Annotated in this window: 22 protein-coding genes; 15 read left to right on the top strand and 7 right to left on the bottom strand. The window is 73.2% G+C overall.

The features are described 5' to 3' along the window. The first annotated feature begins 43 nt into the window (after positions 1-43). From ACETWP_RS14430 to ACETWP_RS14475, 10 genes are all read left to right on the top strand, one after another. Entirely contained in the window at positions 44-1,627 is a 1,584-nt protein-coding gene (locus ACETWP_RS14430) for a DHA2 family efflux MFS transporter permease subunit (protein ID WP_373972962.1), read from the top strand. Between the two features lie 174 nt (positions 1,628-1,801). After that, on the top strand, positions 1,802-2,728 hold the full coding sequence (locus tag ACETWP_RS14435; protein ID WP_373972963.1) for an ACT domain-containing protein: 927 nt from the start codon (positions 1,802-1,804) through the stop codon (positions 2,726-2,728). A gap of 23 nt (positions 2,729-2,751) precedes the next feature. Then, a complete protein-coding gene (locus ACETWP_RS14440) occupies positions 2,752-3,510 on the top strand; it encodes a TetR/AcrR family transcriptional regulator (RefSeq protein ID WP_373972964.1) in 759 nt (252 codons plus the stop codon). A gap of 183 nt (positions 3,511-3,693) precedes the next feature. After that, positions 3,694-4,977 carry an acyl-CoA dehydrogenase family protein gene (locus tag ACETWP_RS14445; RefSeq protein WP_373972965.1) on the top strand — a complete coding sequence of 428 codons (1,284 nt, stop codon included), beginning with the start codon at positions 3,694-3,696 and terminating at the stop codon, positions 4,975-4,977. A 14-nt stretch (positions 4,978-4,991) separates the two neighbouring features. After that, positions 4,992-6,209 carry an acetyl-CoA C-acyltransferase gene (locus tag ACETWP_RS14450; protein ID WP_373972966.1) on the top strand — a complete coding sequence of 406 codons (1,218 nt, stop codon included), beginning with the start codon at positions 4,992-4,994 and terminating at the stop codon, positions 6,207-6,209. Positions 6,210-6,427: 218 nt separating this feature from the next. Next, complete coding sequence (locus ACETWP_RS14455; RefSeq protein WP_373972967.1) at positions 6,428-6,631, top strand: hypothetical protein; 204 nt, start codon at positions 6,428-6,430, stop codon at positions 6,629-6,631. Between the two features lie 206 nt (positions 6,632-6,837). Next, positions 6,838-7,959, top strand: coding sequence for an NAD(P)/FAD-dependent oxidoreductase (locus tag ACETWP_RS14460; protein WP_373972968.1), 1,122 nt, complete (start codon positions 6,838-6,840; stop codon positions 7,957-7,959). A gap of 109 nt (positions 7,960-8,068) precedes the next feature. Beyond that, positions 8,069-9,247 (top strand): thermonuclease family protein, encoded by a 1,179-nt coding sequence (locus tag ACETWP_RS14465; protein WP_373972969.1) that lies wholly within the window; start codon positions 8,069-8,071, stop codon positions 9,245-9,247. 66 nt (positions 9,248-9,313) lie between these two features. Beyond that, positions 9,314-10,378, top strand: coding sequence for an aldo/keto reductase (locus ACETWP_RS14470; RefSeq protein WP_373972970.1), 1,065 nt, complete (start codon positions 9,314-9,316; stop codon positions 10,376-10,378). Between the two features lie 174 nt (positions 10,379-10,552). Further along, positions 10,553-12,112, top strand: coding sequence for a DUF5129 domain-containing protein (locus tag ACETWP_RS14475; RefSeq protein ID WP_373973012.1), 1,560 nt, complete (start codon positions 10,553-10,555; stop codon positions 12,110-12,112). 56 nt (positions 12,113-12,168) lie between these two features. Here ACETWP_RS14475 and ACETWP_RS14480 read toward each other — a convergent pair whose 3' ends face one another. Continuing rightward, a complete protein-coding gene (locus ACETWP_RS14480) occupies positions 12,169-12,498 on the bottom strand; it encodes an MmcQ/YjbR family DNA-binding protein (protein ID WP_373972971.1) in 330 nt (109 codons plus the stop codon). A gap of 168 nt (positions 12,499-12,666) precedes the next feature. On the opposite strand from ACETWP_RS14480, the gene ACETWP_RS14485 reads away from it, so the two are divergent. Then, entirely contained in the window at positions 12,667-14,070 is a 1,404-nt protein-coding gene (locus ACETWP_RS14485; RefSeq protein ID WP_373972972.1) for an NAD-dependent succinate-semialdehyde dehydrogenase, read from the top strand. Between the two features lie 90 nt (positions 14,071-14,160). On the opposite strand, the gene ACETWP_RS14490 is transcribed toward ACETWP_RS14485, so the two are convergent. Further along, the gene (locus ACETWP_RS14490; RefSeq protein WP_373972973.1) at positions 14,161-14,469 is read right to left on the bottom strand and encodes an META domain-containing protein; all 309 of its coding nucleotides are present in this window, start codon (positions 14,467-14,469) and stop codon (positions 14,161-14,163) included. A 144-nt stretch (positions 14,470-14,613) separates the two neighbouring features. Here ACETWP_RS14490 and ACETWP_RS14495 point away from each other — a divergent pair, with 144 nt between their 5' ends. Beyond that, the gene (locus ACETWP_RS14495) at positions 14,614-15,126 is read left to right on the top strand and encodes a universal stress protein (RefSeq protein WP_373972974.1); all 513 of its coding nucleotides are present in this window, start codon (positions 14,614-14,616) and stop codon (positions 15,124-15,126) included. 9 nt (positions 15,127-15,135) lie between these two features. On the opposite strand, the gene ACETWP_RS14500 is transcribed toward ACETWP_RS14495, so the two are convergent. Beyond that, positions 15,136-16,224: a D-alanyl-D-alanine carboxypeptidase family protein gene (locus tag ACETWP_RS14500; RefSeq protein ID WP_373972975.1), complete on the bottom strand. Its 1,089-nt coding sequence runs from the start codon at positions 16,222-16,224 to the stop codon at positions 15,136-15,138. A gap of 157 nt (positions 16,225-16,381) precedes the next feature. On the opposite strand from ACETWP_RS14500, the gene ACETWP_RS14505 reads away from it, so the two are divergent. Further along, positions 16,382-17,575, top strand: a complete 1,194-nt coding sequence (locus ACETWP_RS14505; protein ID WP_373972976.1) for an AI-2E family transporter — start codon at positions 16,382-16,384, stop codon at positions 17,573-17,575. On the opposite strand, the gene ACETWP_RS14510 is transcribed toward ACETWP_RS14505, so the two are convergent. Beyond that, the gene (locus tag ACETWP_RS14510; protein WP_373972977.1) at positions 17,572-18,651 is read right to left on the bottom strand and encodes a LysR substrate-binding domain-containing protein; all 1,080 of its coding nucleotides are present in this window, start codon (positions 18,649-18,651) and stop codon (positions 17,572-17,574) included. The two genes, ACETWP_RS14505 and ACETWP_RS14510, sit on opposite strands and share 4 nt — an antisense overlap. A gap of 111 nt (positions 18,652-18,762) precedes the next feature. On the opposite strand from ACETWP_RS14510, the gene ACETWP_RS14515 reads away from it, so the two are divergent. Continuing rightward, a complete protein-coding gene (locus tag ACETWP_RS14515) occupies positions 18,763-20,082 on the top strand; it encodes a glucarate dehydratase family protein (RefSeq protein WP_373972978.1) in 1,320 nt (439 codons plus the stop codon). After that, entirely contained in the window at positions 20,076-21,116 is a 1,041-nt protein-coding gene (locus tag ACETWP_RS14520; protein WP_373972979.1) for a 2-hydroxyacid dehydrogenase, read from the top strand. The genes ACETWP_RS14515 and ACETWP_RS14520 overlap by 7 nt, the downstream gene beginning before the upstream one ends. Here the strand turns inward: ACETWP_RS14520 and ACETWP_RS14525 are convergent. Genes ACETWP_RS14525 through ACETWP_RS14535 form a run of 3 tightly spaced genes read right to left on the bottom strand, consistent with a single transcriptional unit; the run spans position 21,113 to position 23,975 of the window. Continuing rightward, positions 21,113-21,832 (bottom strand): sulfite exporter TauE/SafE family protein, encoded by a 720-nt coding sequence (locus ACETWP_RS14525; protein WP_373972980.1) that lies wholly within the window; start codon positions 21,830-21,832, stop codon positions 21,113-21,115. The genes ACETWP_RS14520 and ACETWP_RS14525 overlap by 4 nt on opposite strands. Further along, a complete protein-coding gene (locus tag ACETWP_RS14530; protein WP_373972981.1) occupies positions 21,829-22,935 on the bottom strand; it encodes an ABC transporter ATP-binding protein in 1,107 nt (368 codons plus the stop codon). The genes ACETWP_RS14525 and ACETWP_RS14530 overlap by 4 nt, the downstream gene beginning before the upstream one ends. Then, positions 22,932-23,975, bottom strand: a complete 1,044-nt coding sequence (locus tag ACETWP_RS14535) for an ABC transporter ATP-binding protein (RefSeq protein WP_373972982.1) — start codon at positions 23,973-23,975, stop codon at positions 22,932-22,934. The genes ACETWP_RS14530 and ACETWP_RS14535 overlap by 4 nt, the downstream gene beginning before the upstream one ends. Positions 23,976-23,977 lie beyond the last annotated feature (2 nt).

Here is a 23,977-nt window from a genome sequence, read left to right on the forward strand (position 1 = left end):
GGGACGCCCGCGCCACCGCCGGGAGCGGGAGTAGGCTTCTCCGGTGACCCCACCCCAACAGCCCCCCGCCCCGGGCGTCCCGGGCGACGACGCGACCCGCCAGGACCGGGAGTCGTGGTCGGCGCTCTGGGCGCTGGTCATCGGCTTCTTCATGATCCTCGTGGATTCGACGATCGTATCCACCGCGATGCCGGCGATCATGCGCGGCCTGGACACCGACATCAACGGCGTCATCTGGGTCAACAGCGCATACCTGCTGGCGTTCGCCGTCCCCCTGCTCATCACCGGACGCCTCGGCGACCGGTTCGGGCCCAAGAACATGTACCTGACCGGACTCGTGATCTTCACGGCGTCCTCGCTCTGGTGCGGGCTGGCGCCCGACATAGATTCCCTCATCGCCGCGCGCGTGGCCCAGGGCCTGGGCGCCGCGCTCATGACCCCGCAGACGATGACGTTCATCACCCGGATGTTCCCGGCGCAGCGGCGCGGCGCCGCCATGGGCGTGTGGGGCGCGGTGGCCGGCATCGCGACGCTCGTCGGGCCGATCGCCGGCGGCCTGCTCGTGGACAGCCTCGGATGGGAGTGGATCTTCTTCGTCAACATCCCGGTCGGGGTCTTCGCCTTCTACCGGGTGTGGGTCAAGGTCCCGCAACTGCCGCGGCACAGCCGCAGCTTCGACCTGCTCGGCGTGGCCCTGTCCGCCGCCGCGATGTTCCTGATCGTCTTCGGGATCCAGGAGGGCAACACCTACTCCTGGGGCGTGATCGCCGGCGGGCTGACCGTGTGGCACCTGATCGGCGGCGGCGTCGCCCTGCTCGTGCTGTTCCTTCTCTGGCAGGGCCTCAACCGCAAGGAGCCGCTGCTGCCGCTGGGTCTGTTCCGCAACGCCAACTTCTCGCTCGCCAACGTGGCCATCATGGGCATGGGCCTGTCCATCACGGCCATGAGCTTCCCGATGATCCTCTACCTGCAGTCGGTCCGCGGCCTCTCCCCGACGCTCTCGGCGCTGATGCTCGCCCCCATGGCGGTCGTCGCGGGCGTCCTGGCGCCCGTGGCCGGGCGGCTGGTCAACCGGGTGGACCCGAAGTACCTGGCGGCCCCCGGGTTCGCCCTCTTCGGCGGGGCGATCGTGGCCTACGGGCTGCTGCTGACCCCCGACGTCCCGTTCTGGCTGCTACTCGTCCCACCGGTCGCCATGGGGCTGGGCAGCGCCTGCGTCTGGCCCGCTGTCTCCATGACCGCGACCCGGGACCTGGGGCACGCGGAGGCCGGGGCCGGGTCGGGCGTCTACAACACGACCCGCCAGGTCGGCGCGGTGCTTGGATCCGCGCTGATCGCAGCGCTCATGGAGTCGCGCATCGCGGCCGAGGGCCGGGCCGCGGCGGTTGGCGCGGCGCCGGGCGCGGACTCCGCGCCCGCGGGCGAGGCGGCGATGGGCCAGGCCGTCCCCGACGCGCTCCACGCCGCGTTCAGCGCGGCCCTGGGCCAGTCGCTGCTCCTGCCGGGACTGGTCGCGCTGGCCGCGGCGGTCGTCACGCTGTTCTTCCGCAAACCGCGTCCCGAGGCCCCGCCCGCGGAGGCGCCCGAGGGCCGGACCCGGAAACCGTCCACAGACCGGCAGGCGTAGCCGCGCGCGGGCCGAGGCACTGCCCCGCCACCGCCGAGCGCGGACCGGCGGGCATTGCCGCGCGGCACCGGCCGCGGCCCTTCCCGGACCCCGGCCGCGGCCCGCCCCGGACCCGGCACACGAACGTGACTCCCCCGCAACACCGCCGTGACACGCGCGCGCGATGCTGTTCCCATGAAGAGGCTCACCGGCGCCCGGCGCCTGTCGTCCGGCGGCAGCTCCCGGCACGAGCGGCACCCGCTCGCGTGCCCCGACTGCGGCCAGCCGCCGGAGCCGGCACGCTTCCGCCGCACCATGGCCCTGGTCCTGGCCATCCTGCCGCTGGAGCTGGCGGTACACGCCGCCGTCGTGCAGCTGGAGCTTCCGCTGGTCCTGAAGGTCCTCCTGCTGACGGTCGTCGCCACCACCCTGGCGATCTGGGTCGCCGAGCCCTCGGCCGCGCGGTTCCTGCGCGGTTTCCTGCACGCGCCGCAGCTGCGACGCCGGGCCGAGATGGACCAGGCGCAGGCGCTCTGGCGGCTGCGCTTCAGCGTGAGCGACCGGGCCGGCTCGTTGGAGCGGGTCACCCACGAGCTCGCCGTGGTCGGCGCCAACATCTTGGCGATCCACGTGCACCCGCTCGGCGACGCGACGGGTGCCGTGCTCGACGAGCTGGTCGTCTCGGCGCCGGCGAGTCTGGTGGAGGCGGACCTGCTGGAGTCGCTGCGGATTGCCGGTGCCCACGACCGCGCGGCGTGGCCGACGACCCCGATGGCGCTGGCCGACGCGCAGACCCGCAGCCTCAGCCTGGCCGCCCGGGTCGCGGCCGAGCCCGAGTCCCTCCCCGAGGCGCTGTCCGAGCTGCTCGGGGCGACCATCCACCACTCCGGTACCGCGGTCAACGTCTCCCGGACGGGCGGGCCCGACGCGGACGCCGCGCCGGTCCACCTGCCGCCGACAGACGCGGCCCCGGGGACCGTGCTGCGGCTGCCGACGTCCTCCGGAACGCCACTGTGGGCGTACCGGCCGGGCGAGCCGTTTACCCCCGCCGAGTCTGCCCGGGCCCACCGCCTCGCGGAGCTGGCGGAAGCCGTGGAGGCCAGCAGGTCCCGGCGCCACTAGGGGCGCGTGCTACATTCACCGGCATGACGCCGACCTCCGCGATCCCCGACGCCGCCCTGAGACTCTTGGTCGAACAGGGCTTCGACGCGACCAGCGTCGACCAGCTGGCGGCCGCCGCCGGGATGAGCCGGAGCACCTTCTTCCGCCGCTTCGGCTCGAAGGAGGACATGGTCTTCGCGGACATGGAGGCCATCATGGACACGGTCCGCCGGGTGCTGGAGCGGGGCCGCCGGGATCCCCCGGGCGCGGTGGTCGACGCCGCGCTCGCCGTGTTCGACCACCACACCGCGCGCCCGGACGCCTCCCTGCTGCGGCACCGCCTCCTGCAAGAGGTCCTCGCGCTGCGCGACCGCGAGCTTGTGAGCACGCACCGCTACGAGGACGCGTTCCGGCGCGGCCTCGACGCGGCCTTCGGCCCGCGGGCCGCGGACGGCGACGGCGGCGCGCGGATCGCGTCCGTCGCCTTCGCCGCCGCCGTGGTCGCGGTGCACAACGCCTATCTGCGCAGCTGGCTGCGCTCGCCCGCCGATTCCATCCGCGCCGAGTTGGCCGCGGAGCTCCGGGCACTCGCGCACCTCTTCGCGCCGCGCTTCGGGGGCCCGGCCGGCCGGCCGGGGGCGCGCGGCGTGGAGGGCGACGGCGCGGCCGACGGGCTCGCGCCCGACCCCGGCGCCGACGGGCCGCGGGGACGGCGCCCCGACGTCGTGGTGGCGGTGCTGGACCCCTCGGCCGGCACGGAGGCGGTGCTCGCGGCCGTGCGCGGCGCGCTCGAGCACCGGTAGGCGCGCCGGACACCCGCAGGCACGGCGGGAACCGGTAGGCACGCCGGGGCCGGTCGGCACGCGTTGAAACTCAGTACCTTGACGTGAACTTCAGTTTCAAGCATCCTGAGGGCAGACGACCGCCGACCCCGGCACGCCGCCGCGCCCGCCGCGCCGACGTGCCGGCCAGCCCGAAGGACCCCCATGACCGCGCACGACACCACCACCTCCGCCTCCCCCGCCGCCGAGGCGGGCCGGGACGCACCCGCACCCGAGGATCGTTTCCCCGGCGGCGTCGTCGAGCCCGACTACGAGCTCTGGGGTGAGGTCGACGTCGATCCCGCCGGGCTCTTCCGCGACATCCCGGCCGCGGACCGCGCGTACTGGGACCGCGCGCGGGCCTTCTCCCTGAAGGAGGTGCGACCGGTCATCGACAGGTACTGGGACGCCGCGGACTACCCCTTCCACCTGGCGACCCGCCTCGGGGAGCTGGACCTCCTGCGCGACGGCGTCGACGTGGACGGCTACCCCGCCATGAGCACCCTGGCCGCGGGGCTCGTCAACATGGAGCTCTCCCGCGGCGACGGCTCGGTGGGCACCATCGGGGCCGTCCAGGCGGGCTTGGCGCTGCGCTCGGTCGCTCTCTGCGGCTCCCCCGAGCAGATCGCCGAATGGGTCCCGAGGCTCGCGACGGCGCAGGTGCTGGGGGCGTTCGCGCTGACGGAACCGACCCACGGCTCCGACTCCGTCTCGCTGGAGACCCGCGCGACGCGCGTCGCGGGCGGCTACCAGATCAGCGGCGAGAAGAAGTGGATCGGCAACGGCTCCACCGGGGGCGTCACGATCGTCTGGGCGCGCGACGATGAGGGGGACGTCCGCGGCTTCATCGTCCCGCAGGAGTCGGAGGGCTACACGGGCACCACGATCGAGGGCAAGCTCAGCCTCCGCGCGATCTGGCAGGCCCACATCCGCCTGGACGACGTCTTCGTGCCGGACGCCAACGTCATGCCGGGCGCCCGCTCGTTCAAGGACGCCGCACAGGTCCTGTTCGCCACGCGCCTCGGTGTCGCGTGGTCCGCCGTCGGGCACGCGACCGCCTGCTACGAGACGGCCGTGCAGTACGCGGCGCAGCGCACGCAGTTCGGCCGCCCGCTCGCGGCCTCGCAAATCGTCCAGGAGCGGCTGGCGCGGATGCACTCCGAACTCGCGACCATGCAGCTGATGGTTCTGCAGATGACGCGGCTCGAGGAGCGCTCCGAGCTCAGCCCCGTGCAGGCCTCGCTCGCCAAGTACACGTGCACCCGGACCGCCCGCCAAATCGCCGCCAACGCCCGCGACCTGCTCGGCGGCAACGGGATCCTGCTGCGGAACCGGATCGCCCGCCACATCGCCGACATCGAGGCGATCCACACCTACGAGGGCACCGAGACGGTCCAGGCGCTGATCATCGGACGGTCCATCACCGGTTTGTCCGCCTTCAACCGCTGAGCGAAGGGAACACCATGCGAGACAACACCCCCGTCATCCTCTCCGGCGCGCGCACGCCGTTCGGCAGGTTCCGCGGGGCCCTGGCTCCGCTGACCGCGACGCAGCTCGGCAGCCACGCGATCCGCCACGCCCTGGAGCGCTCCGGCGTCGGGCCGGAACGCGTCGGACACGTCATCGTCGGCCAGGTCATCCTCGCCGGATCCGGCCAAGGGCCCGCGCGGCAGGCGGCCCTCGGCGCCGGCATCGGCTGGGACGTCCCGACGGTGACCATCAACAAGCTGTGCCTCTCCGGGCTGACCGCGGTCATCGACGCCGCGCGGATGATCCGCGCCGGCGAGGCGGACTTCATCGTCGCCGCGGGCATGGAGTCGATGACCAACGCGCCGCACCTGGTGAAGGGGCTGCGCGCCGGCGTCGCACTGGGGGACGCCCCGATGCAGGACGCGCTGAACCACGACGGGCTGCAGGATCCGGTGAGCGGCGAACTGATGGGCGGCACCACGGATCGGGGCAACGCCGAGCGCGGCATCGGCCGCGCGGCCCAGGACGAGCTCGCCGCCCGGTCCCACCAGCGCGCCGACGCGGCCCGGGATGTCCTGGCCGAGGAGATCGCCCCCATCGAAGTGCCGCAGCGGCGCGGCGGACCCGTCCTGGTCGCCGACGACGAGGGCGTCCGCCCGGGCACGACGGCGGAGGGCCTGGCCGCGCTGAAGCCCGCCTTCTCGCGGGAAGCGGACGCGACCATCACCGCGGGGTCCAGCTCGCAGCTCTCCGACGGCGCGGCCGCCGTCGTGGTGGCGTCGAAGGCCGCCGCCGAGGAGGCGGGGCTGGAGTGGCTCTGCGAGATCGGTGCGCACGGCCAGACGGCCGGGCCGGACGGGTCCCTGCACTCCCAGCCGAGCGACGCGATCCTGGCGGCGCTCGCCCGGGAGGGGCTGGCCGTCGCCGACCTGGACCTGCTGGAGATCAACGAGGCCTTCGCCTCGGTGGTGCTCCAGTCCGCCGGGGACCTCGGGGTGGATCCGGCGGCGATCAACCGCGAGGGCGGGGCGATCGCGCTGGGCCACCCGGTGGGCGCCTCCGGCGCGCGGCTGGCCCTGCACCAGGCGCTGGCGCTGCGCCGCGGCGGGGGTGGCATCGGCGTCGTCGCCCTGTGTGGCGGAGGCGGCCAGGGCGACGCGCTGATCTTGCGCCGGCGCGAAGAAGGTCCGGGGATTCACACGTCGTTCTGACTCATTTGCCAGCTAACGCCAAGCTTTGGTTCCTACAGTAATAACTACCTCATGAAGGTGCGAGTGATGAGAGCACCGACCGGAACCACGGCTATCCCCCCAACTGCCGTCCGGTCGGTGCTCGTCTCATTTAACGGCCTCCCCGCCGCGTCCCCTCGACAGCCGCCCCGGGCGGCGGGAGACTGGTGGCATCGGCAGCGCGACGTCAGGAGAACGCCATGAACGACACCGTCCGCGGGACCCCCGCCGAGGACCTCCCCACGCCGGTCGCCGGCGGGATCAACCCCGGAGACGAGCCCCCGGTATCCGCGGCCGCCGCGGCGAAGGCCGCTGCGGACCTGCGCCACGACCACGACGAGGAGCTGGTCGAGGAGTGGGAGGACGAGTCGTTCCCCGCCTCCGACCCGCCGTCGAACTACTAGACGCGCGGGCCGCGGGGGCTGGGCGCAGAACCCGTCCACGGGACTCCCACCCGGCGCACAGCGGACTCCAAGGAAGCCGCCCTAATCTGAAAGCGCCTTCTCAAGGTGCGAGTGACCGGGAGCACCGATCGTAGCGGTTTGACGCCTCTTGTCCGCTACGGCCGGTGCTTCCTCGCGTGGGCCGACGCGACGGCTAACCTGAAGCCATGGGATCCGGGACAGCCTTCGCGCCGCACGTCGCCGTGATCGGATCCGGGGTCGCCGGCGCCTCCACCGCCTTCTCGCTCGCCAGCGCGGGCGCCCGCGTCACCGTCATCGACGCGGGCGCGCCCGGCGCGGCGACGATGGCCGGGGCCGGCATCATCATGCCCTGGGCCACGGCCGCCGGCGGCGAGTTCTACCGCCTGTACGCCGACGGCGCCGAACACTACCCGCGCCTGTTGGCGCAACTGGCCGAGCACGGCGTCCGCGAGGTCGGCTACCGCGTCACCGGCGGGCTCCTCATGAACGACGACGCGGCGGTCGTGGACGCAGCGGCGGCCCGGATCCGGCCGCGCATCGCCGGATCGGGCGTCGCCGGCACCCTCGAGCGCGTCGACGGGGACCGCGCCGTCGGCCTCGTTCCGCCGCTGCGGCCAGGCCTCGCCGGGCTGTATCTCAGCGGGGCGGCGCGGGTCGACGGACGGCTCCTGCGCCGCGGGTTGCTGCGCGCGACGGCGGATCTCGGCGCCACGGTCCGGGGCGCCCCGGCGCGCCTGGTCCCGGGCGCCGGGGACACGGGGCGGGTCCGCGTGGAGTCCGACGGCGTGTCGATCGAGCCGGACGCGGTGGTGGTCGCCGCCGGCGCCTGGACGGACGCGGTGCTGCGGCCCCTTGGCGTCCGCGTGGGCGTCACCGGCCAGCGCGGCCAGATCCTGCACCTGCGGGCCGACGGGCTGGACACGTCCCGGTGGCCGAGCGTCCACCCGCTGTCCGACGTCTACCTGGTCGCGTTCGACGACTCGCGCGTGGTCTTCGGCGCGACCCGGGAATCCGGATCCGGGATCGACGCGCGGGCCACGGCCGCGGGGCAGCGGATGCTGTACAACGGCGTCCTGTCCCTGGCTCCGGGGCTCGCCGACGCGACCGTCCTGGAGACGCGCGTGGGCATCCGGCCCGTGTCCGCGGACCCCGCCGCCGGCGCGGCGGGCGCGGGCCTTCCCGTCGTGCGCCGGGTGGACGAACACGTCTGGGTGAACGCGGGCTTCGGCGCCGCGGGGCTGACCATGGGGCCGGTCGTGGGCCACCGCCTGGCGGCCGAGGTCCTCGGTCGGCTGGGGTGGACATGACGCGGACCGCGGCGCGCGGGCACGTTCCCCCGCCGGGCGGTGCCGACGTGTCGGTCCGGTGGGGTAGCTTAAGGCCAACATCCGCACACTTCATCTTGGGGGCAATACCGTGGGTTTGATTTCGGCATTTCAGGGGGCCAGCGCCGGCGGCAAGATCGCCGCGGGAGTCGTGGGGGCCCTCGTGGTCGGGACGGCCGCAGGCGGGATCGCAATGGCCACGTCCGGCGACGGGGACCGCGCAACGGTCGTCCGGGTCATCGACGGCGACACGCTCGTCGCCTCGGTCGGCGGGACCGAGACCACCGTGCGTTTGCTCAACATCGACACGCCGGAAACCAAGGACCCCAACGCGCCGGTGGAATGCCTGGGACCCGAGGCGTCCGCCTACTTGGAGGACCGGCTGCCCGCCGGTTCCACGGTGACTCTCGAGTACGACGTCGAGCGCACGGATCGCTACGGACGGACCCTGGCCGGTGTCTTCGAATCCGGCACGCTCGTCAACGCCGACATTGCTGCCGCCGGCCTCGGTGTCGCCGTGCTCTACCAGCCGAACAGCCGGTTCCACGACGAGGTCCTGAGCGCGCAAGCCCGGGCCAAGTCCGCCGGCGCCGGTTTCTACGACCCGGCCGTCGAATGCACCCTGCCCGCTGCGGTGGGCACGGCCGCCCGGTCGCTCGAAGAGCTGGCGGCCGTGGCGCCCACGGACGTGGCCGGGGCGGCGGAGGGGGTAGCCGCCGCGGCGGCCGCCCTGGCAGCGGCGAAGTCCCTCCACGGAGCGGTGAAGGGCGCAGCGCTGTCCGGTGGGACCGTCTTCCGGGCCGCCTATGGCCCGGCGGACCTGGCTTCCCAATCGGCCGTCCTCACCACCGCCATCGCCGCGGGCACCGCCGAGCACCGGCGTCTGGCGAAGGCCGAGTCGTCTCTGAAGGCGGAGGCCGCTCAGCGCAAGGCCGCGGCCAAGAAGGCCGCCGCCGAGCGGGCCGCGGCACAGAAGGCCGCGGCCGCACGCGCCGCCGCGGAGAAAGCCGCCGCGGCACAGAGGGCCGCCGCCGCACGCGCTGCCGCGGAAAAGGCGGCCGCCATCCGCGCGGCCAACCAGCGGGCCGCCGCGGAGCAGGCCGCGGCAGCCAGGGCCGCCCAGCAGGCCGCTGCGGCCAGGGAGGCGGCCCGGCCCCGGCAGGCCCCGCCCAAGAAGCCGAGTCCCCCGGCGGCGTCGAACCCCTACCCGGGCTACAACGGGCCCCGCTGCTACGCCCCGGGCGGAAAGAGCTGGAAGCCCTGCCCCTGACGCCTCGCCGCCCGACCCGGCGCGTAGCATGGCTCCTAGACACCCGCACCCGATCCGGAGGCTCCCATGTCAGAAGACGTCCGTTACGACCGCGTTCCCGAGACCCACCGGCCGTTCGTCGCGGCCGAGGACCGGTACGACCACTTCGGCTACCGGCGGGTCGGCGCGTCCGGCCTGATGCTCCCGCCCGTCAGCCTGGGACTGTGGTGGAACTTCGGGGACAACCGTCCCTTCGATACCCAGCGGGAGATCCTGCGCCACGCGTTCGACCAAGGCATCACGCACTTCGATCTGGCCAACAACTACGGCCCGCCCTACGGCTCCGCCGAGGAGAACTTCGGCCGCATGATGCGCACGGATTTCAAGCCGTACCGCAACGAGCTGATCATCTCGTCGAAAGCGGGCTGGGACATGTGGCCGGGCCCGTACGGGAGGCTCGGGTCGCGCAAGTACATCGTCGCCTCGGCCGACGAGTCGCTGCGGCGCATGGGCCTGGACTACGTGGACATCTTCTACTCCCACCGCCCGGATCCCGACACCCCCATCGAGGAGACGGTCGACGCGCTCGATCGGCTGGTCCGGCAGGGGAAGGCCCTCTACGTCGGCATCTCCTCCTATTCACCCGAGCGGACCCGAGCCGCCGTGCAGGTCGCCCGCGAACTGGGCACGCCGCTGGTGATCCACCAGCCGTCCTACTCGATGCTCAACCGCTGGGTCGAGGATGGCCTGCTCGAGATGCTCGCGGGCAGCGGCATGGGTTCCATCGCCTTCACCCCGCTCGCGCAGGGGCTGCTGACAGATAAGTACCTCGACAACCAGGACGCGGTGCCGGGGGGCGGACGCACCTCGCTCGAGGGCCACCTGACCGAGGAGAACCTGCAGAAGGCGCGCGACCTGGCGCGCGTGGCGAAGATGCGCGGACAGAGCCTCGCGCAGCTGGCCATCGCGTGGCTACTGCGCGAGGGAGGCGTCACCTCGGTGCTGCTGGGCGCGTCCTCCACGGCGCAGCTGGATGAGAATCTCGGCGCCCTGTCCAACACGGCCTTCACCGAGGACGAGCTCCGGTTGATCGACCGCATCACGTCGGGCGAGACCGGCATCGACCTCTGGCGCGGCGTCGCCGAGGCGTAGCCACCGCCAACCGGTCGTGCCGCACCGCGCCGCGGCGCGACCGTCCAGCCCAACCATCGCCGGCCGCACCGCCGGCCCCGAGCCGGCTGGCTCGGCAGAGGGGGAACCGTGACGACACGCACCATGACGGACCACATGGACAGAGCCCGCCCCACTGAGGCACGCGGCTTGAGGATGAGCGGCGCCCCGGCACGCCGTCCGACGACGCGCGGCGGCGATCCGCGGACCGGCGGCCCGGCGGCCTCCAGACCCCGCCGCGCCGCGGCCTCCGGACGCCGCCGCCCCGCCCTGTGGCGCGCGGCGGCCGCCGGATTGCTGCTGCTGCTCGGCGCGCTGGGCCCGGCCCCGGCCGCGCTGGCCGACGGGCCCACCGAGATCGTCGTCGAGGACACCGCCGGCGTCCTCGACCGGAACACGCTGCTGCCGGCTCTGGAGGCCATCGACTTCCACGAACCCACCAAGGTCGCGGTCTTCACGGAACGCGGCGGCGCCGAGGACAACTTCAACGAACGCGTGCTCGCGTTCGCCCGCGATCAGCATCCCGAGTGGATCAGCGCCGACGGCCAGAAGTGGGCCGACGGACTCTTCCTCTTCGCCTTCGACCCGGACGGCCGCCACGTGGGCACGTACATGGGCGAGGACCGCAAGGTCTCCCCGGAGCAGCGCACCGACATCCAGGAATCGACCTACGACCTGCTCCGCGACGCCCAGTGGACCGATGCCGCGATCCGCGGCGTCGAATCCGCGGCCGCGGTCATGAACAGGCCGTGGTACCGCTCCCCGCTCACCTACGTGCTCGGCGGCGCGGCGGTCCTGGTCGGCGGCGGCGCGGCCGCGGGCTACGTCTGGACCCGCGCACGCAACCGCGCCCGCTTTGCCGCGGCGCTGGAGCGCGGCACCACGAGCTACAGCAACGTGACCATGGATCTCGACGTGACCGAGCTCAACGCCAACACGATCCCCGCCGACTCCAAGTACGGCGCCCTGGTCCTGGAGCGGTACCGGAACTTCAGGAGCGCCTTTGGGGAGCTCCACGACCTGAAGGCCGGTCTGGAGGCGACCACCAGGAAACAGCGGTCGACCAAGGCCGCGGTCCTCGACGCGGAACGCTACGCGGACGATGCCGTGCGGCTCGACGCGCTCGACGACGTCATCGCGGACTCCAACGACCTCCTCAACCGCGCCGCCCGGTGGGCCGAGGCCTGGGACCGGCAGACCGAGGGTTTCCGCCGCGACCTCGACGGCCTCGACGAGGCGCCCGGCGGCGCTGATGCGCTCCGCGATTCTTCCACCGGGACTGCGCTCCTGGCCTACCGCGACGCGGCACGGCGGAACCTGGAGAGCTGGGGCGCGGCCCTCGGGGACGGCTCACTGACCCCCGACCAGGCGCTGGACAGCCTCAAGGCGGCGCGCGACGGGTTCTCCGAGCTGCTCGGGCGGCACGCGGAGACGGTGATCGACGCCTTCGCGAAATCGTCGGACGAGGCGCAGACGATGCGGCGGCAGATGGAGAAGGCGCGGCAGGAGTCCTCCGCCCCGCGACCGCGCGGCGTGGGCATCCTCGACGCGGCCTATCCGGCCCACCACTACTTCACCCTGCTGTCCTTCCAGTCCGGCTATTCGGCCGGCCAGAACGAGGTGACGTCCGACCGGTCCGCGGCAAGCGGCGGGTCCACCGGGTACGGAGCCAGCGGCGGCAGCTTCTCCGGTTCCGGCAGCTCCTCGCGCTTCTGACCGCCTCCGACCGCTGCGGCGCGGCCCGCCCCGGCGCTGCCTACGCCATGCGCCGCCTACGCCGGGCCCGCCCCGGGAGCCCTCCGCGCCGGACCCGCGAGGCGGTGGGACTCGTCGAGGAGCTCCGCCAGTTCCCCCGGATCCACCCGGTCCAGCCGCACCAGCAGCAACCCGGGGGACCGTTCGTGGTGGGGTGTCCAGAAGTAGGTGTCCGGCCCGGCGGCGGCCAGGGCCTCCCGCTCGTCCGTCTTGACCGTGAGCACGCCGTCGTCCCACATCCTGGCCATCAGCGTCCGCGCGAACCACGCGGGACGCCCCCAACTCGGGCGCTCGACGACGCCCGGGTAGGCCAGGCAGAGGCGACGGACGTCCTCTTCGGAAGGCATGCCGCCAGCGTCCCACCACCCCGCCGACCGGGCAAGACCGTGTGGCGCGGGCGCATATCCTGCCCCGTGCGTGAGCGGATTCACAAATCAGTCCTTTCACGACATGATGGCAAGTACCGCGGCTTTTCATCCGTTCCGCCGCGAGGTTTACCAGATAGGAGTCCGGCTGTGACCGCCACCGCCCATTCGTCCGCTGAACCCGGCTACCGTGTCCTGAATCCCGCCACCGGCGAGGTCGTGGAGACCTTCCCGACGGCCACGGACGCGGAGGTCCAAGAAGCCCTCACCGCCGCGCACGACGCCTACCGATCCTGGAAGGACGTGCCGATCGAGGAGCGGGCCAAGGTCGTCTCCCGCATCGCCGAGCTCTTCTCCGAGCGCGCCGACGAGCTCGCCGCCACCATCACCGAGGAGATGGGCAAGCCGCTCTCGCAGTCCAAGGGCGAGGCAGAGTTCTGCACGGACATTTTCAACTACTTCGCCACGGAAGGCCCGGGCCTGGCCGCGGACCAGCCGATCAAGACGTTCGGGGGGGCCCAAGCTGTCGTGCAGAAGCTGCCGGTCGGCCCCCTCCTCGGCGTCATGCCGTGGAACTACCCCTATTACCAGGTCGCGCGCTTCGCGGCGCCGAACCTGATGCTGGGCAACACGATCGTGCTCAAGCACGCCGAGTCCTGCCCGCGGTCGGCGCTGGCCATCCAGAAGATCATGGACGACGCCGGCCTGCCGAAGGGCGCGTTCGTCAACGTCTTCGCGAGCCACGCGCAGATCGCGGACATCATCGCCGATCCGCGCATCCAAGGCGTCTCGCTGACCGGTTCCGAGCGCGCCGGCGCGATCATCGGCGAGCTCGCCGGGAAGAACCTGAAGAAGGCCGTGCTGGAACTCGGCGGGTCCGACCCGTACGTGGTGCTGGACACCGACGACGTGAAGGCCGCCGCGGAGCTGGCGTGGCAGACCCGCATCGAGAACACCGGGCAGGCCTGCAACTCCAACAAGCGCATGATCGTCATGGAGGATATCTTCGACGACTTCGTCGCCGAGCTGACCAGCCAGGCGAAGGGCCTCCGCCCGGGGAACCCGGCCGAGGAGGCGGAGGGGACGTTCGCCCCGCTGTCGTCCCGCGCCGCCGCCGAGGGCCTCGCCGAGCAGGTCCAGGACGCCGTGGACAAGGGCGCGACCCTCCACGCCGGCGGACGCCTGCTCGAGGGCCCCGGCGCCTACCTGGAACCGGCCGTCCTCACGGGCATCACGCAGGAGATGCGCGCCTACGCGGAGGAGCTTTTCGGCCCCGTCGCGGTGGTCTACAAGGTCTCGAGCGACGAGGAGGCGCTGGCCCTGGCCAACGACACCCAGTACGGGCTCGGCGGGGCGGTCTTCAGCACCGACCCCGAGCGCGCGCGCAGGATCGCCGAGGGCCTCGAGGTCGGCATGTCCAACGTCAACGTCCCGGCCGGCGAGTCCGCCGAGCTGCCCTTCGGCGGCGTCAAGCGCTCCGGCTTCGGCCGCGAGCTCGGCCCGCTGGGCATGGACGAGTTCGTCAACAAGCGCCTCATGTACATCGCCGACTGACGCACCCCGCCGCGCCACCGCGCGGCACCCACACGACGGCGCAGGGCCGGCTCCCGCTCGGGGACGCCGGCCCTCCGCCGTCGCCCCGGGTCAGGACGGCGCGGACGCGCGCAGGGCGCCGATCCGCGCGCCGTCGGCGCCGAAGGCCAGGAGCTCCCCGCCGTCCACCCGCACGGATTCGACGCCGGAGAGCCAGGTGTCGACGCCCTCGCAATAGCGGCGCGTCGTCATCATCGGACCGACCTCGACGGCGTCGCCCACGGACCGCCACGGCCCCGACAGCATGTTGCATCCGTCCGAACCGTGCACGCGCCCGTCCTCGGAGAACCGCAGCCACGGGTGGCCCGGCCTCTCGTCGTCTCCCCAGAAGCGCCCCGCCACGTCATCCGCATCGCTCATGCGCCTAGGCTACCCGTCCGGTCCGCCGGGGTCTTTCGGCGACGGCCCTCCCGGGCGCATACTGGGCTGAGCACCGGGCGGAGGGGCGGGCGCCGCGCCGTCCGCGCCACCGAACCCGTGGGGGGAGAGACGAAGGGCAACGTCATGACGAAGGGGCGGCCCACCCTCGTGGCGGGCGTTTTCCCGGGCCAGCCGGACGCCGTCGCGGAGGAGGCCATCCGGGTGGCCGAGCGCTTCGGCGCGCACCTGCACTTCGTGCAGGTCAACCAAACCCGCTACCCGGTCGACGCCGCACCCGACGGCGACCCACTCGCGCGGCGTTCCCTTCCGGTCGACGCCGACAGCGTCGGCGACGCGCCGGACGAGTTCGATCCGGGGCTCGCGCGGCGGATCGACCTGCAGGTCGGCGACCGGCCGGTGCCCTGGAGCTCCCACATCGAGGCGGGGGAGCCGGCTGCGGCCTTGGCCCGGGTGGCGGAGCGGGTGGACGCCGAACTCATCATCGTCGGCACCCGGGGCTCGACCACGCGCGAGACGCTCCGCGAACTCATCAATGGATCCGTCGCCATGCGCCTCGCGCACCGTCAGCACCGGGCCGTGGTTGTGGTGCCCCTGGCCCCGTTGCTCCTGGACGAGGACGACCCGCCACCGTCCTGAGCCGCCGCCTCAGCGGCCCACGTACTCGAAGTGCCACGCCTCCGCGTAGGGGCTGCCCTGCTCGAGATAGCGGTGGTGCACCCAGTTGTACCTCTTCGAGTTCGCCTTCAGCCACGTGTAGTACTTGCCGGAGAAGCCGTAGTCCCTGGTCTCGGGAAAGTCGACCGCCAGGCCCCAGCCGTGGTTGGAGGTGCCCGGCCGGGCCGCGATGTACGGGCCGAGTTCGCGGTAGAGGTAGCGCTGCGTGTCGAGCGTCCGGTAGGCCAGGTCGACGTCCAGGTTGCGGCCGAAGGCGCGCCTGAAGGCCGTGTTCAGGCGGGTCAGGTCGCGCAGGGCCGGGGCGGCGATGAGCGTCCGTTCCCGATCCCACGGGATGGCGACCAGCGCGGCCGCAGGCAGCCGGCCGTTGCTCTGGGACCGCACCTTGGCGCGGGTGTACGCGGCCGACGACGCCGGAGCCGTGGACTTGCGCTGCAGCGTGGAGTTCCTCATCCAGCCAGCGATGCCCTGCGTCCGCACGAACACCCAGCCGCGGACGCCGCCGGCCTGCCGCTCGCGGGCGAGGTCGCGGTAGACGACCGAGTTGCGGGGCAGGTCGCCCACCCGGACCCGCCCTCCCGTGCTCTCGAAGACGTCGGCGCCGGCGAGCCGCGTCCAGTAGCGGTCCGCGAGGCCCGCCCGGTTGCTCGTGTAGGCGCCGTCGATGTAGATCTCCCGGCCGGGCCGGTCGGCGACGACCGTGCTGTACTTCGACGAGAACCAGCCGGTCTTGCCGCGGAACGTGGCGCGGTGCCAGCCGGACCGGGTGGCCGTCAACGTGACGATCGCGCCCCGCGGCAGGGTGACGAGGACCGGCGAGCCCGTCGTCGCGCCGCGGCGCAGATTGAGCCGCGTCGTCGTCTTGCGCAGCTTCGAGGCCGTCGCCGCCGCGGGGAGGGACCCGGCAACGGATGTCGGGGCCGGCGGCGCGGCGGGCGGGGACACGAACGGTGCGGCGGACACGGGCCCGGCCAAGAGCGCCGGGACGAGGAGGGCGGCGGCGCAGGCCGCTCCCAGACGGCGGAGCGGGGGACGTCCGCGGGTGGTGGCGTGGTGCATGGTCGGTCGGTGCTCCTGTGTCGCGGGCGGGAAGTCCGCCGGCCCGGTGCGCCGGCGCCCGATCGCGACTATCGGCGGACGCCGCCGCGGGGTTAGCCCGCGCCGGGCCTCCCCGCGGCTCAACTAGAGTTGGGGAACCACCAGCCAGAGGAGTCCCATGTCGTTCCGCCCCTTCAGCAAGCGCCGCCGCCGCGACCCCGCGGCCGACGGCGCCCCGGCCGGCGCCGCGGCCCTCGAGGCACACGCCGACACCTCCGCCGGACGCGAGCGGCTCGCCTCCATGTGGAGCGACGCGCTCGGCCGCGCGGGGACCCGCGCCACGCAGCTGCTGGTGGTGATCGTCCTCACCGGGGCGGCCGTCTACGCGCTCCTCCAACTGAGCCTCGCCGTGTTGCCGCTGCTCATCGCCCTCATCCTCGCCAGCGCCCTCTGGCCCCTCGTGCGGCTCATGCGCCGGTTCATGTCACCGTTGCTGGCCGCCTGGACCGTGTTCCTCGGCTCGCTGGTGGTGCTCGGGGGCATCGGCACGGGCATCGTCTTCGCCGTCCGCGCCGAATGGCCGACGCTCGTCGAGCAGGGCGTCGAGGGGTTCAACGAGGCCCAGGGCATGATCCGGAACCTGCCCGTCACCATCACGCAGGAACAGATCGACAGCGCCATCCAGACCGCCACCGATTTCTTGGCCTCCAGCCAGTTTGGGGCCGGCGCGCTCAGCGGGCTCTCCGCAGCCGGCAGCTTCCTGACCGGTCTGGTCCTGCTGCTGGTCATCCTCTTCTTCTTCCTCAAGGACGGCGACCGGATCTGGGAGTTCTTCCTCAGCTGGGTTCCGCGGCGCAACGAAACGAGGTGGCGCAGCTCGGGAACCCGGACCGTCGAGACCCTCGGCGGCTACATCCGCGGGACCGCGACCATCGCCCTCGTGGACGCCGTCGCCATTGGCGTCGCCCTCTGGATCCTGCAGGTCCCGCTGGCGCTGCCCCTGGCCGTCATCGTCTTCATCACCTCGTTCATCCCCCTGGTCGGCGCGACCTTCGCGGGCATCCTGGCCACCCTCGTCGCGCTTGTCGCGAACGGCCCCGTGGTGGCGCTGATCGTCCTGGGCGTCGTCATCCTCGTCAACCAGTTGGAGGGCAACTTCCTGCAGCCCGTGGTGATGGCCCAGGCCCTGAACCTGCATGCCCTCGTCATCCTGCTCGCGCTGACCATCGGCACCGTGCTCGGCGGCCTGGTCGGCGCGGTGCTGGCCGTGCCGCTGACCGCCGTCGCGTGGGCCGTCGTCAAGATCTGGACGGGACGCGACGACGAGCAGCAGGAGCGCGCGGCGCGGAAGCGCTCCGCCGCGAAAACCTAGCCGCCCCCCGAGCCGGGACCTGCCCCGGTCCCGGTCCCGGGACCCGCGTCCGTCGCGGAGCCCCCTTCCGCCCCCGTCCCGGAACCCGCGTCGGTCGCGGAGCCCCCATCCGCACCGGTACCGGCCTCCGTGTCGCGACCTGCGTCGGGGGCGTCCCCGCCCGTGGCGTCCGCGCCGTCCCCGTGCCCGGCCAGCACCAGCGGCAGCAGCTTCGCCACGGCGCGGTTCATCGACGCCTCGTTCCACGCGATGTGCAGGTCCGCGTGGTTCAGGTCCGCGAGCCCCGCCGGGCCGGCGAGCTCCTCGAAACCCACGCCGGGCGACGCCCACTCCATGGTCGAGGCCGGGACCAGGCTGACGCCGAGCCCGGCCGCGACGAAGGCCAGCAGGGCCGGCACCTGGCTGGCGAACTGGGTGACGTTCGCGTGCGCGCCGGCGCTGTCGAAGAGCCGGGTCACCAGGTCGTGGAAGTACCGCGCCTCCGCGCTGGAGTACATCATCAGCGGGAGCCCGTCGAGCTGGCGCAGCAACACGCCCCTGCCGGTCAGCAGCTCGTGCCCCGCCGGCAGGGCCACCACCAGCCGGTCCTCGAGCAGCGGCCGGGTCACCAGGCCGGACCGCGAGACGATGGGCCGCAGCAGCCCGACGTCGATTGCGCCGGTGGCCAACATGTCGAGCTGGTCCGTGGAGACCGCCTCCCGCAGCACCAGGGACACGCCCGGCATGTGCTCGCGGGCGAGCCGCAGGATCGCGGGGAGCTCTGACTGGCCCGCGATCGCCGTGTAGCCGATGACGATGGAACCGGCGTCGCCGGTGGCGACGCGCCGCACGTCGAGGTCCGTCTTGCGGCACATGTCCAGGATCCTGCGGGCGCTCGGCAGCAGCGTCTGTCCGGCCTCGGTCAGCTCGACCCTCCTGCTGCTGCGCAGGAACAGCTGGGCGTTGAGTTCGCGTTCGAGCAGCTGGATCTGCCGGCTCAGCGGCGGCTGGGTCATGTTCAGGCGCGCGGCGGCGGCCCCGAAGTGCAGTTCCTCGGCGACGGCGACGAAGGACTCGAGCTGGATGAGGGAAAACATCGATGCACTCCTTGCATGGTTTGGTGCACATATTAGCTTGGACAGGCATGGATCGCGGCGCATAGCGTGGGAACGACCCCGATCAGCCCGTCCCCACCGAAAGGGCCGCCCATGCCCACCGCGCCGGTCAACTCCGCATCCAGCCAGCTGTCCGAGCACCGCCGACAGGTGGCGATCAACGGGGTGACCATCACACCGGTCGCCTTCGCCGACCCGCCCCTCCTGAACACGGTGGGCGTCCACGAGCCCTACGCGCTGCGCGCGATCGTGCAGGTGCACACCGACGCGGGCATCAGCGGACTGGGCGAGACCTACGGCGACGCCGGGCACATCGCGCGGCTCCGCCTCGCCGCCGAGGCGGTCGTGGGCGTCGATCCGTTCAACATCAACGCCCTCCGCGCCAGGATCGCGCGGGCGCTGGCGACCGACACCATCGAGGGCGGCCACGGCATGAGCGGCATGGTCACGGGCTCCTCCACCTCGGACCGGGTCCTGTCGCCGTTCGACGTCGCCGCGCTCGACATCCAGGGAAAGCTCCTCTGTGTCCCGGTCAGCGACCTCCTCGGCGGCGCCGTCCGCGACTCCGTCGACTTCAGCGGCTACCTCTTCTACAAGTGGGCCGGGCATCCCGGCCGGCCCGACGACGGGTGGGGCGCCGCGCTGGACCCGGAGGGCATCGTCGAGCAGGCGCGCCGGATGGTCGACGGCTACGGCTTCACCGCGCTCAAGCTCAAGGCGGGTGTCTTCGCGCCGGACCGCGAGGCCGACGCCGTCGAGGCACTCCGCGCGGAGTTCCCGGACCTGCCGCTGCGCATCGACCCGAACGGCGCCTGGAGCGTGGACACCTCCGTCCGGATCGGCCGGCGCCTCGAGGGCGTCCTCGAGTACCTGGAGGACCCGACCCCGGGCATCGAGGGCATGGCCGCCGTGCGACGCCAGGTGGACCTGCCGCTCGCCACGAACATGTGCGTCGTCAGCTTCGCCGACCTCCCCCCGGCCATCTCCGCCGGCGCGATCGACGTCGTGCTGTCCGACCACCACTTCTGGGGCGGTCTGCGGCGCTCGCAGCACCTGGGCGGCATCGCCGAGACGTTCGGCCTGGGCCTGTCGATGCACTCGAATTCGCATCTGGGCATCAGCCTGGCCGCCATGGTCCACCTCGCGTCCGCGACCCCCAACCTGGACTACGCGTGCGACACGCACTGGCCGTGGAAGGACCCCGACGAGGACGTGGTCGCCGCCGGGGTGCTGGAGATCGTCGACGGCGCGGTCGCCGTGCCGACCGCGCCGGGCCTCGGCGTTGAACTGGACGAGGGACGGCTGGAGTCGCTCCACCGGCAGTACCTGGACAGCGGGCTCCGCGAGCGCGACGACACCGGCTACATGCGCCGGTTCGAGCCGGCGTTCGACCCCACGAGCCCCCGGTGGTAGCGGCACCGCCAGGGGCCGGTCCCCTGCCCACCGGCTCCGCCGAGGTCCTCGACGTCGTCGTCACGGATCCGATCATCAGCACGTTCGCGGACCGGCTGGTCGCCCGCGCCCCGTCCCACCGCTGGAGTTTCCTGGCGGACGCCTCCCCCGCAGCGCGCGCCGACGACGTCGCCCGGGCCGACGTGGTGGTCTGCTCGCGGATGTCGCCCGAGGAGGCGCGCACCGTCGCCTCCGCCCGGCTGGTCCACGTGACCGGCGCGGGCGTGGACCGGGTCGCGGTGGGCGACCTTCCGGCGTCGACCGCCGTCGCCAACACGTTCCACCACGCGCGGCCCATCGCCGAGCACGTCATGATGACGACGCTGGCCCTCGTGCGGCGGCTACTCCCCACGGACCGGGAACTGCGCGCCGGCACGTGGCGGACGATCCTCACCGACCCCTCCGCCCCGCTGCACCCGACCCTGGACACCATGACCCTCGGGCTCGTCGGCCTGGGCACCATCGGCGCCGAGACGGCCCTCCTGGCCGCCGGCTTCGGCATGGACGTCGTCGCGGTCCGGCACCGCCCCGAGGCGCCGCTGCCGGACGGGGTGTCCCCGCGGTGGGTCGGCGGGGACGCGGACCTCCACCGCCTGCTGGCCGAGTCCGACGTCGTGGTGGTCACCGTTCCGCTGTCCCCTGCCACGGAGGGCCTGATCGGCGCCGCCGAGCTGGACGCCATGAGGGAGACCGCCTTCCTGGTGAACGTGGCCCGCGGCCCCGTCGTGGCACAGGACGCGCTCCACCGCGCGCTGAGCCGGGGAACCATCGCGGGGGCGGCCCTGGACGTCTGGTGGGGCACCCCCGAACCCGGCCGGACGCCCCCCGCGGACTTCCCGTTCGCCGAGCTGGACAACGTGATCCTCACGCCGCACTATTCGGGCCTCGCCTCGAGCACGTTCGAGCGCCGGGTCGTGGACATCGCCGCGAACATCGAGGCCGTGGCATCCGGCGCCCCGCTGCGCAACCGCGTGCGGTCCGCCGCCGCGTCCTAGCCCGCCAGCAGCCGGAGGGCCAGCACGACGGCGCCGGCGGCGGCGGCGAGCAGTCCCACCAGCCGCAGCCTCGCGGCATCGAGGAAGCGGTTGAGCCAGCGGGATGCGAAGAATCCGGCGAGGACCGCGGGGCTGAGGATCAGGAACGCCCAGCCCACCGCGGGCGTCACGAGGCCGGCCAAGGACAACAGCGCCACGGAGACCAGCGAACCCACCAGGAAGAACGCGCTCATGGTGGCGCGGATCCGGGCCGGCGGCAGCCCCTGCCAGATGACGGCCATCGGGGCGCCGCCCACGGAGGTGGCCGTCCCCATCACCCCGGACAGGGCGCCGGCCACCGCCAGCGACGCGCGGGTGCGCGCGGGGCGCCATCCGAGGAACGCCGAGCCGATTCCGACGAGCACCGCGACGGCCACCATCCAGGACAGCGCGGTCGTGGAGGCGACGACCACCAGCCACGTGCCCAGCACGCTGCCGGGAACCCGTCCGGCCAGGGCCCACCCGGCACCCCGGACATCGAGGTGCGCCCTGTCGCGCACGGCGACCAGCAGGGTCACGACGCACGCCAGCATGACCACCAGCGCGGGCAGGAGGTCCGGCTCGACGAGCGCGATGACGGGGGCCGCCACCAGCCCCGCGCCGAAGCCGATCGAGCCCTGCAGCCCGCTCGCCACGAAGATCGTGGCGGCGAGGATCGCGTAGTCGGCCGGGCTCACTCCCCGGCCGCGGCGGTCCGCAGCGCGGCCTCCCGCGGATCCGCCAGCGGGAAGTGGCATTCGGCCGTGTGCACGGGCGGGCCGTCCGTCCCGGCGCCCCGCACGCGGGGCGTGCCGAGCGGGACGCGGCCGGCCTGCGCGGCCGTCGTCGCGGGCGGGGCCTCCCGGGCGCAGAGGTCCTGCGCCTTCCAACACCGGGTCCTGAAGCGGCACCCCGACGGCGGGTCCAGCGGGGACGGCAGCTCGCCCCGCAGGACGATCCGCTCCGCGGGGCGCGCCGCGGGGTCGAGCTTCGGGGACGCGGACATCAGCGCGGCCGTGTACGGGTGCAGCGGGCGCTCGAAGACGTCCTCCGTGGTCCCGGTCTCGATGATCCGACCCAGGTACATCACGGCGACGCGGTCCGTGACGTGCCGGACTACCGAGAGGTCGTGGGAGATGAAGATGTAGCTGACGCCGAGCTTGGCCTGGAGCTCGTTGAGCAGGTTCAGCACCTGGGCTTGGATGGAGAGGTCCAACGCGGAGACGGGCTCGTCCAGGATGATCAGCTCGGGGTTCAGGGCGAGCGCGCGGGCGATGCCGATGCGCTGGCGCTGGCCGCCGGAGAACTCCTGCGGGGACTTCTTCGCGTCCGAGGGGCGCAGGCCCACCAGCTGCAGCAGCTCCCGCAGGCGCGCCTCCCGCTCCCGGCCCGTTTTGTACAGTCCGCGGTGGGTGGCCCACGGCTCGGAGATGATCTCCCCCGCCGTCATGCGGGCGTTCAGGGACGCGAACGGGTCCTGGAAGACCATCTGGACGCGCCGCCGCCAGGCGAGGAGTTCCCGGCCCTTGAGGCCGAACGGGTCCTGCCCCTCGAAGGCGACGGTCCCGGAGTCCGGCTTCTCCAGCAGCATCAGGGTGCGCGCGAGCGTCGACTTCCCGCAGCCGGACTCGCCGACGAGCCCGAGGGTCTCCCCCCGGCCCACGGCGAGGTTGATCCCGTCGAGCGCCCGGAGCCGGTTGTTGCCCGAGGCGCTGCGCGCGACCTGGAAGGTCTTGGTGACGTCGCGGACCTCGAGGGCGACGTCGGCCGCGGAGTGCGGCCGATCCAGCTGTGCGGTCATGACGTGATCTCCTCGAGGGTTTCGTCGGTTGCCAGGAGTTCGGAGAAGTGGCAGGCGGCCTTCTGCCCGGGCGCCACCTCGCGCAGAGCGGGCCGCTCCCGGCGGCACAGTTCCCGCGCCAGCGGGCAGCGTTCCTGGTAGACGCAGCCGGCCGGGATGTTCTTGAGCTCGGGCGGGCTTCCCGCGATCGAGGAGAGGCTGCCGCCGCGCTCCGCGTCGACGGGCACCGATTCGAGCAGCCCCTTGGTGTAGGGGTGGCGGGGGGCGGCGAAGACCTGGCCCACCGGGCCGGTCTCGGCCACCGTGCCGGCGTACATGACCGAGACGTCGTCCGCCTCCTCGGCGACCACGGCGAGGTCGTGCGTGATGAGGACCACCGCCATGTTCTCCTCCTCGCGGAGGCGCCGCAGCAGGTCCATGATCTGCGCCTGGACCGTGACGTCGAGGGCCGTCGTCGGCTCGTCGGCGATCAGAAGCTTCGGGCCCAAGGCCACGGCCATCGCGATGAGGATGCGTTGGCGCATGCCGCCGGAGAACTGGTGCGGGAACGCGTCCACGCGGGACTCGGGCTCAGGGATGCCGACCCGCCGCATCAGGGCGATGGCCTCCTGGCGGGCCGCCCGCCCGGAGAGCCCGCGGTGGATGCGGAAGGCCTCGCCGATCTGCAGTCCCACGGGATAGACCGGGTTCAGGGCCGTCAGCGCGTCCTGGAAGACGATGCCCAGTTCCGCTCCGGCGACCTGTCGCCGCTGCTTCGCCGACATCCGGAACAGGTCCCGGCCGTCCAGTTCCGCCGTGCCCCCGGCGACGTGCGCCACCGGATCCAGCAGGCCGGCCACGGCCTTGGCCGTCATGGACTTGCCGCAGCCGGACTCCCCGAGCAGGGCCAGGGTCTGGCCCGCCCGGGCGATAAAACCGGCGTCGCTGACCGCGCGGACCTCGCCCGCGGGGGTGCGGATGTCGACGTCGAGCCCCTCGACGCGGAGGACGACGGGGTGGGGGCCGCCGGGCGGCCTCGTGCCTTCGGTGGTTGCCGTCATGG

Origin of the sequence: Arthrobacter halodurans, assembly GCF_041877255.1 — a bacterium.
Lineage (GTDB): Bacteria > Actinomycetota > Actinomycetes > Actinomycetales > Micrococcaceae > Arthrobacter_N > Arthrobacter_N halodurans.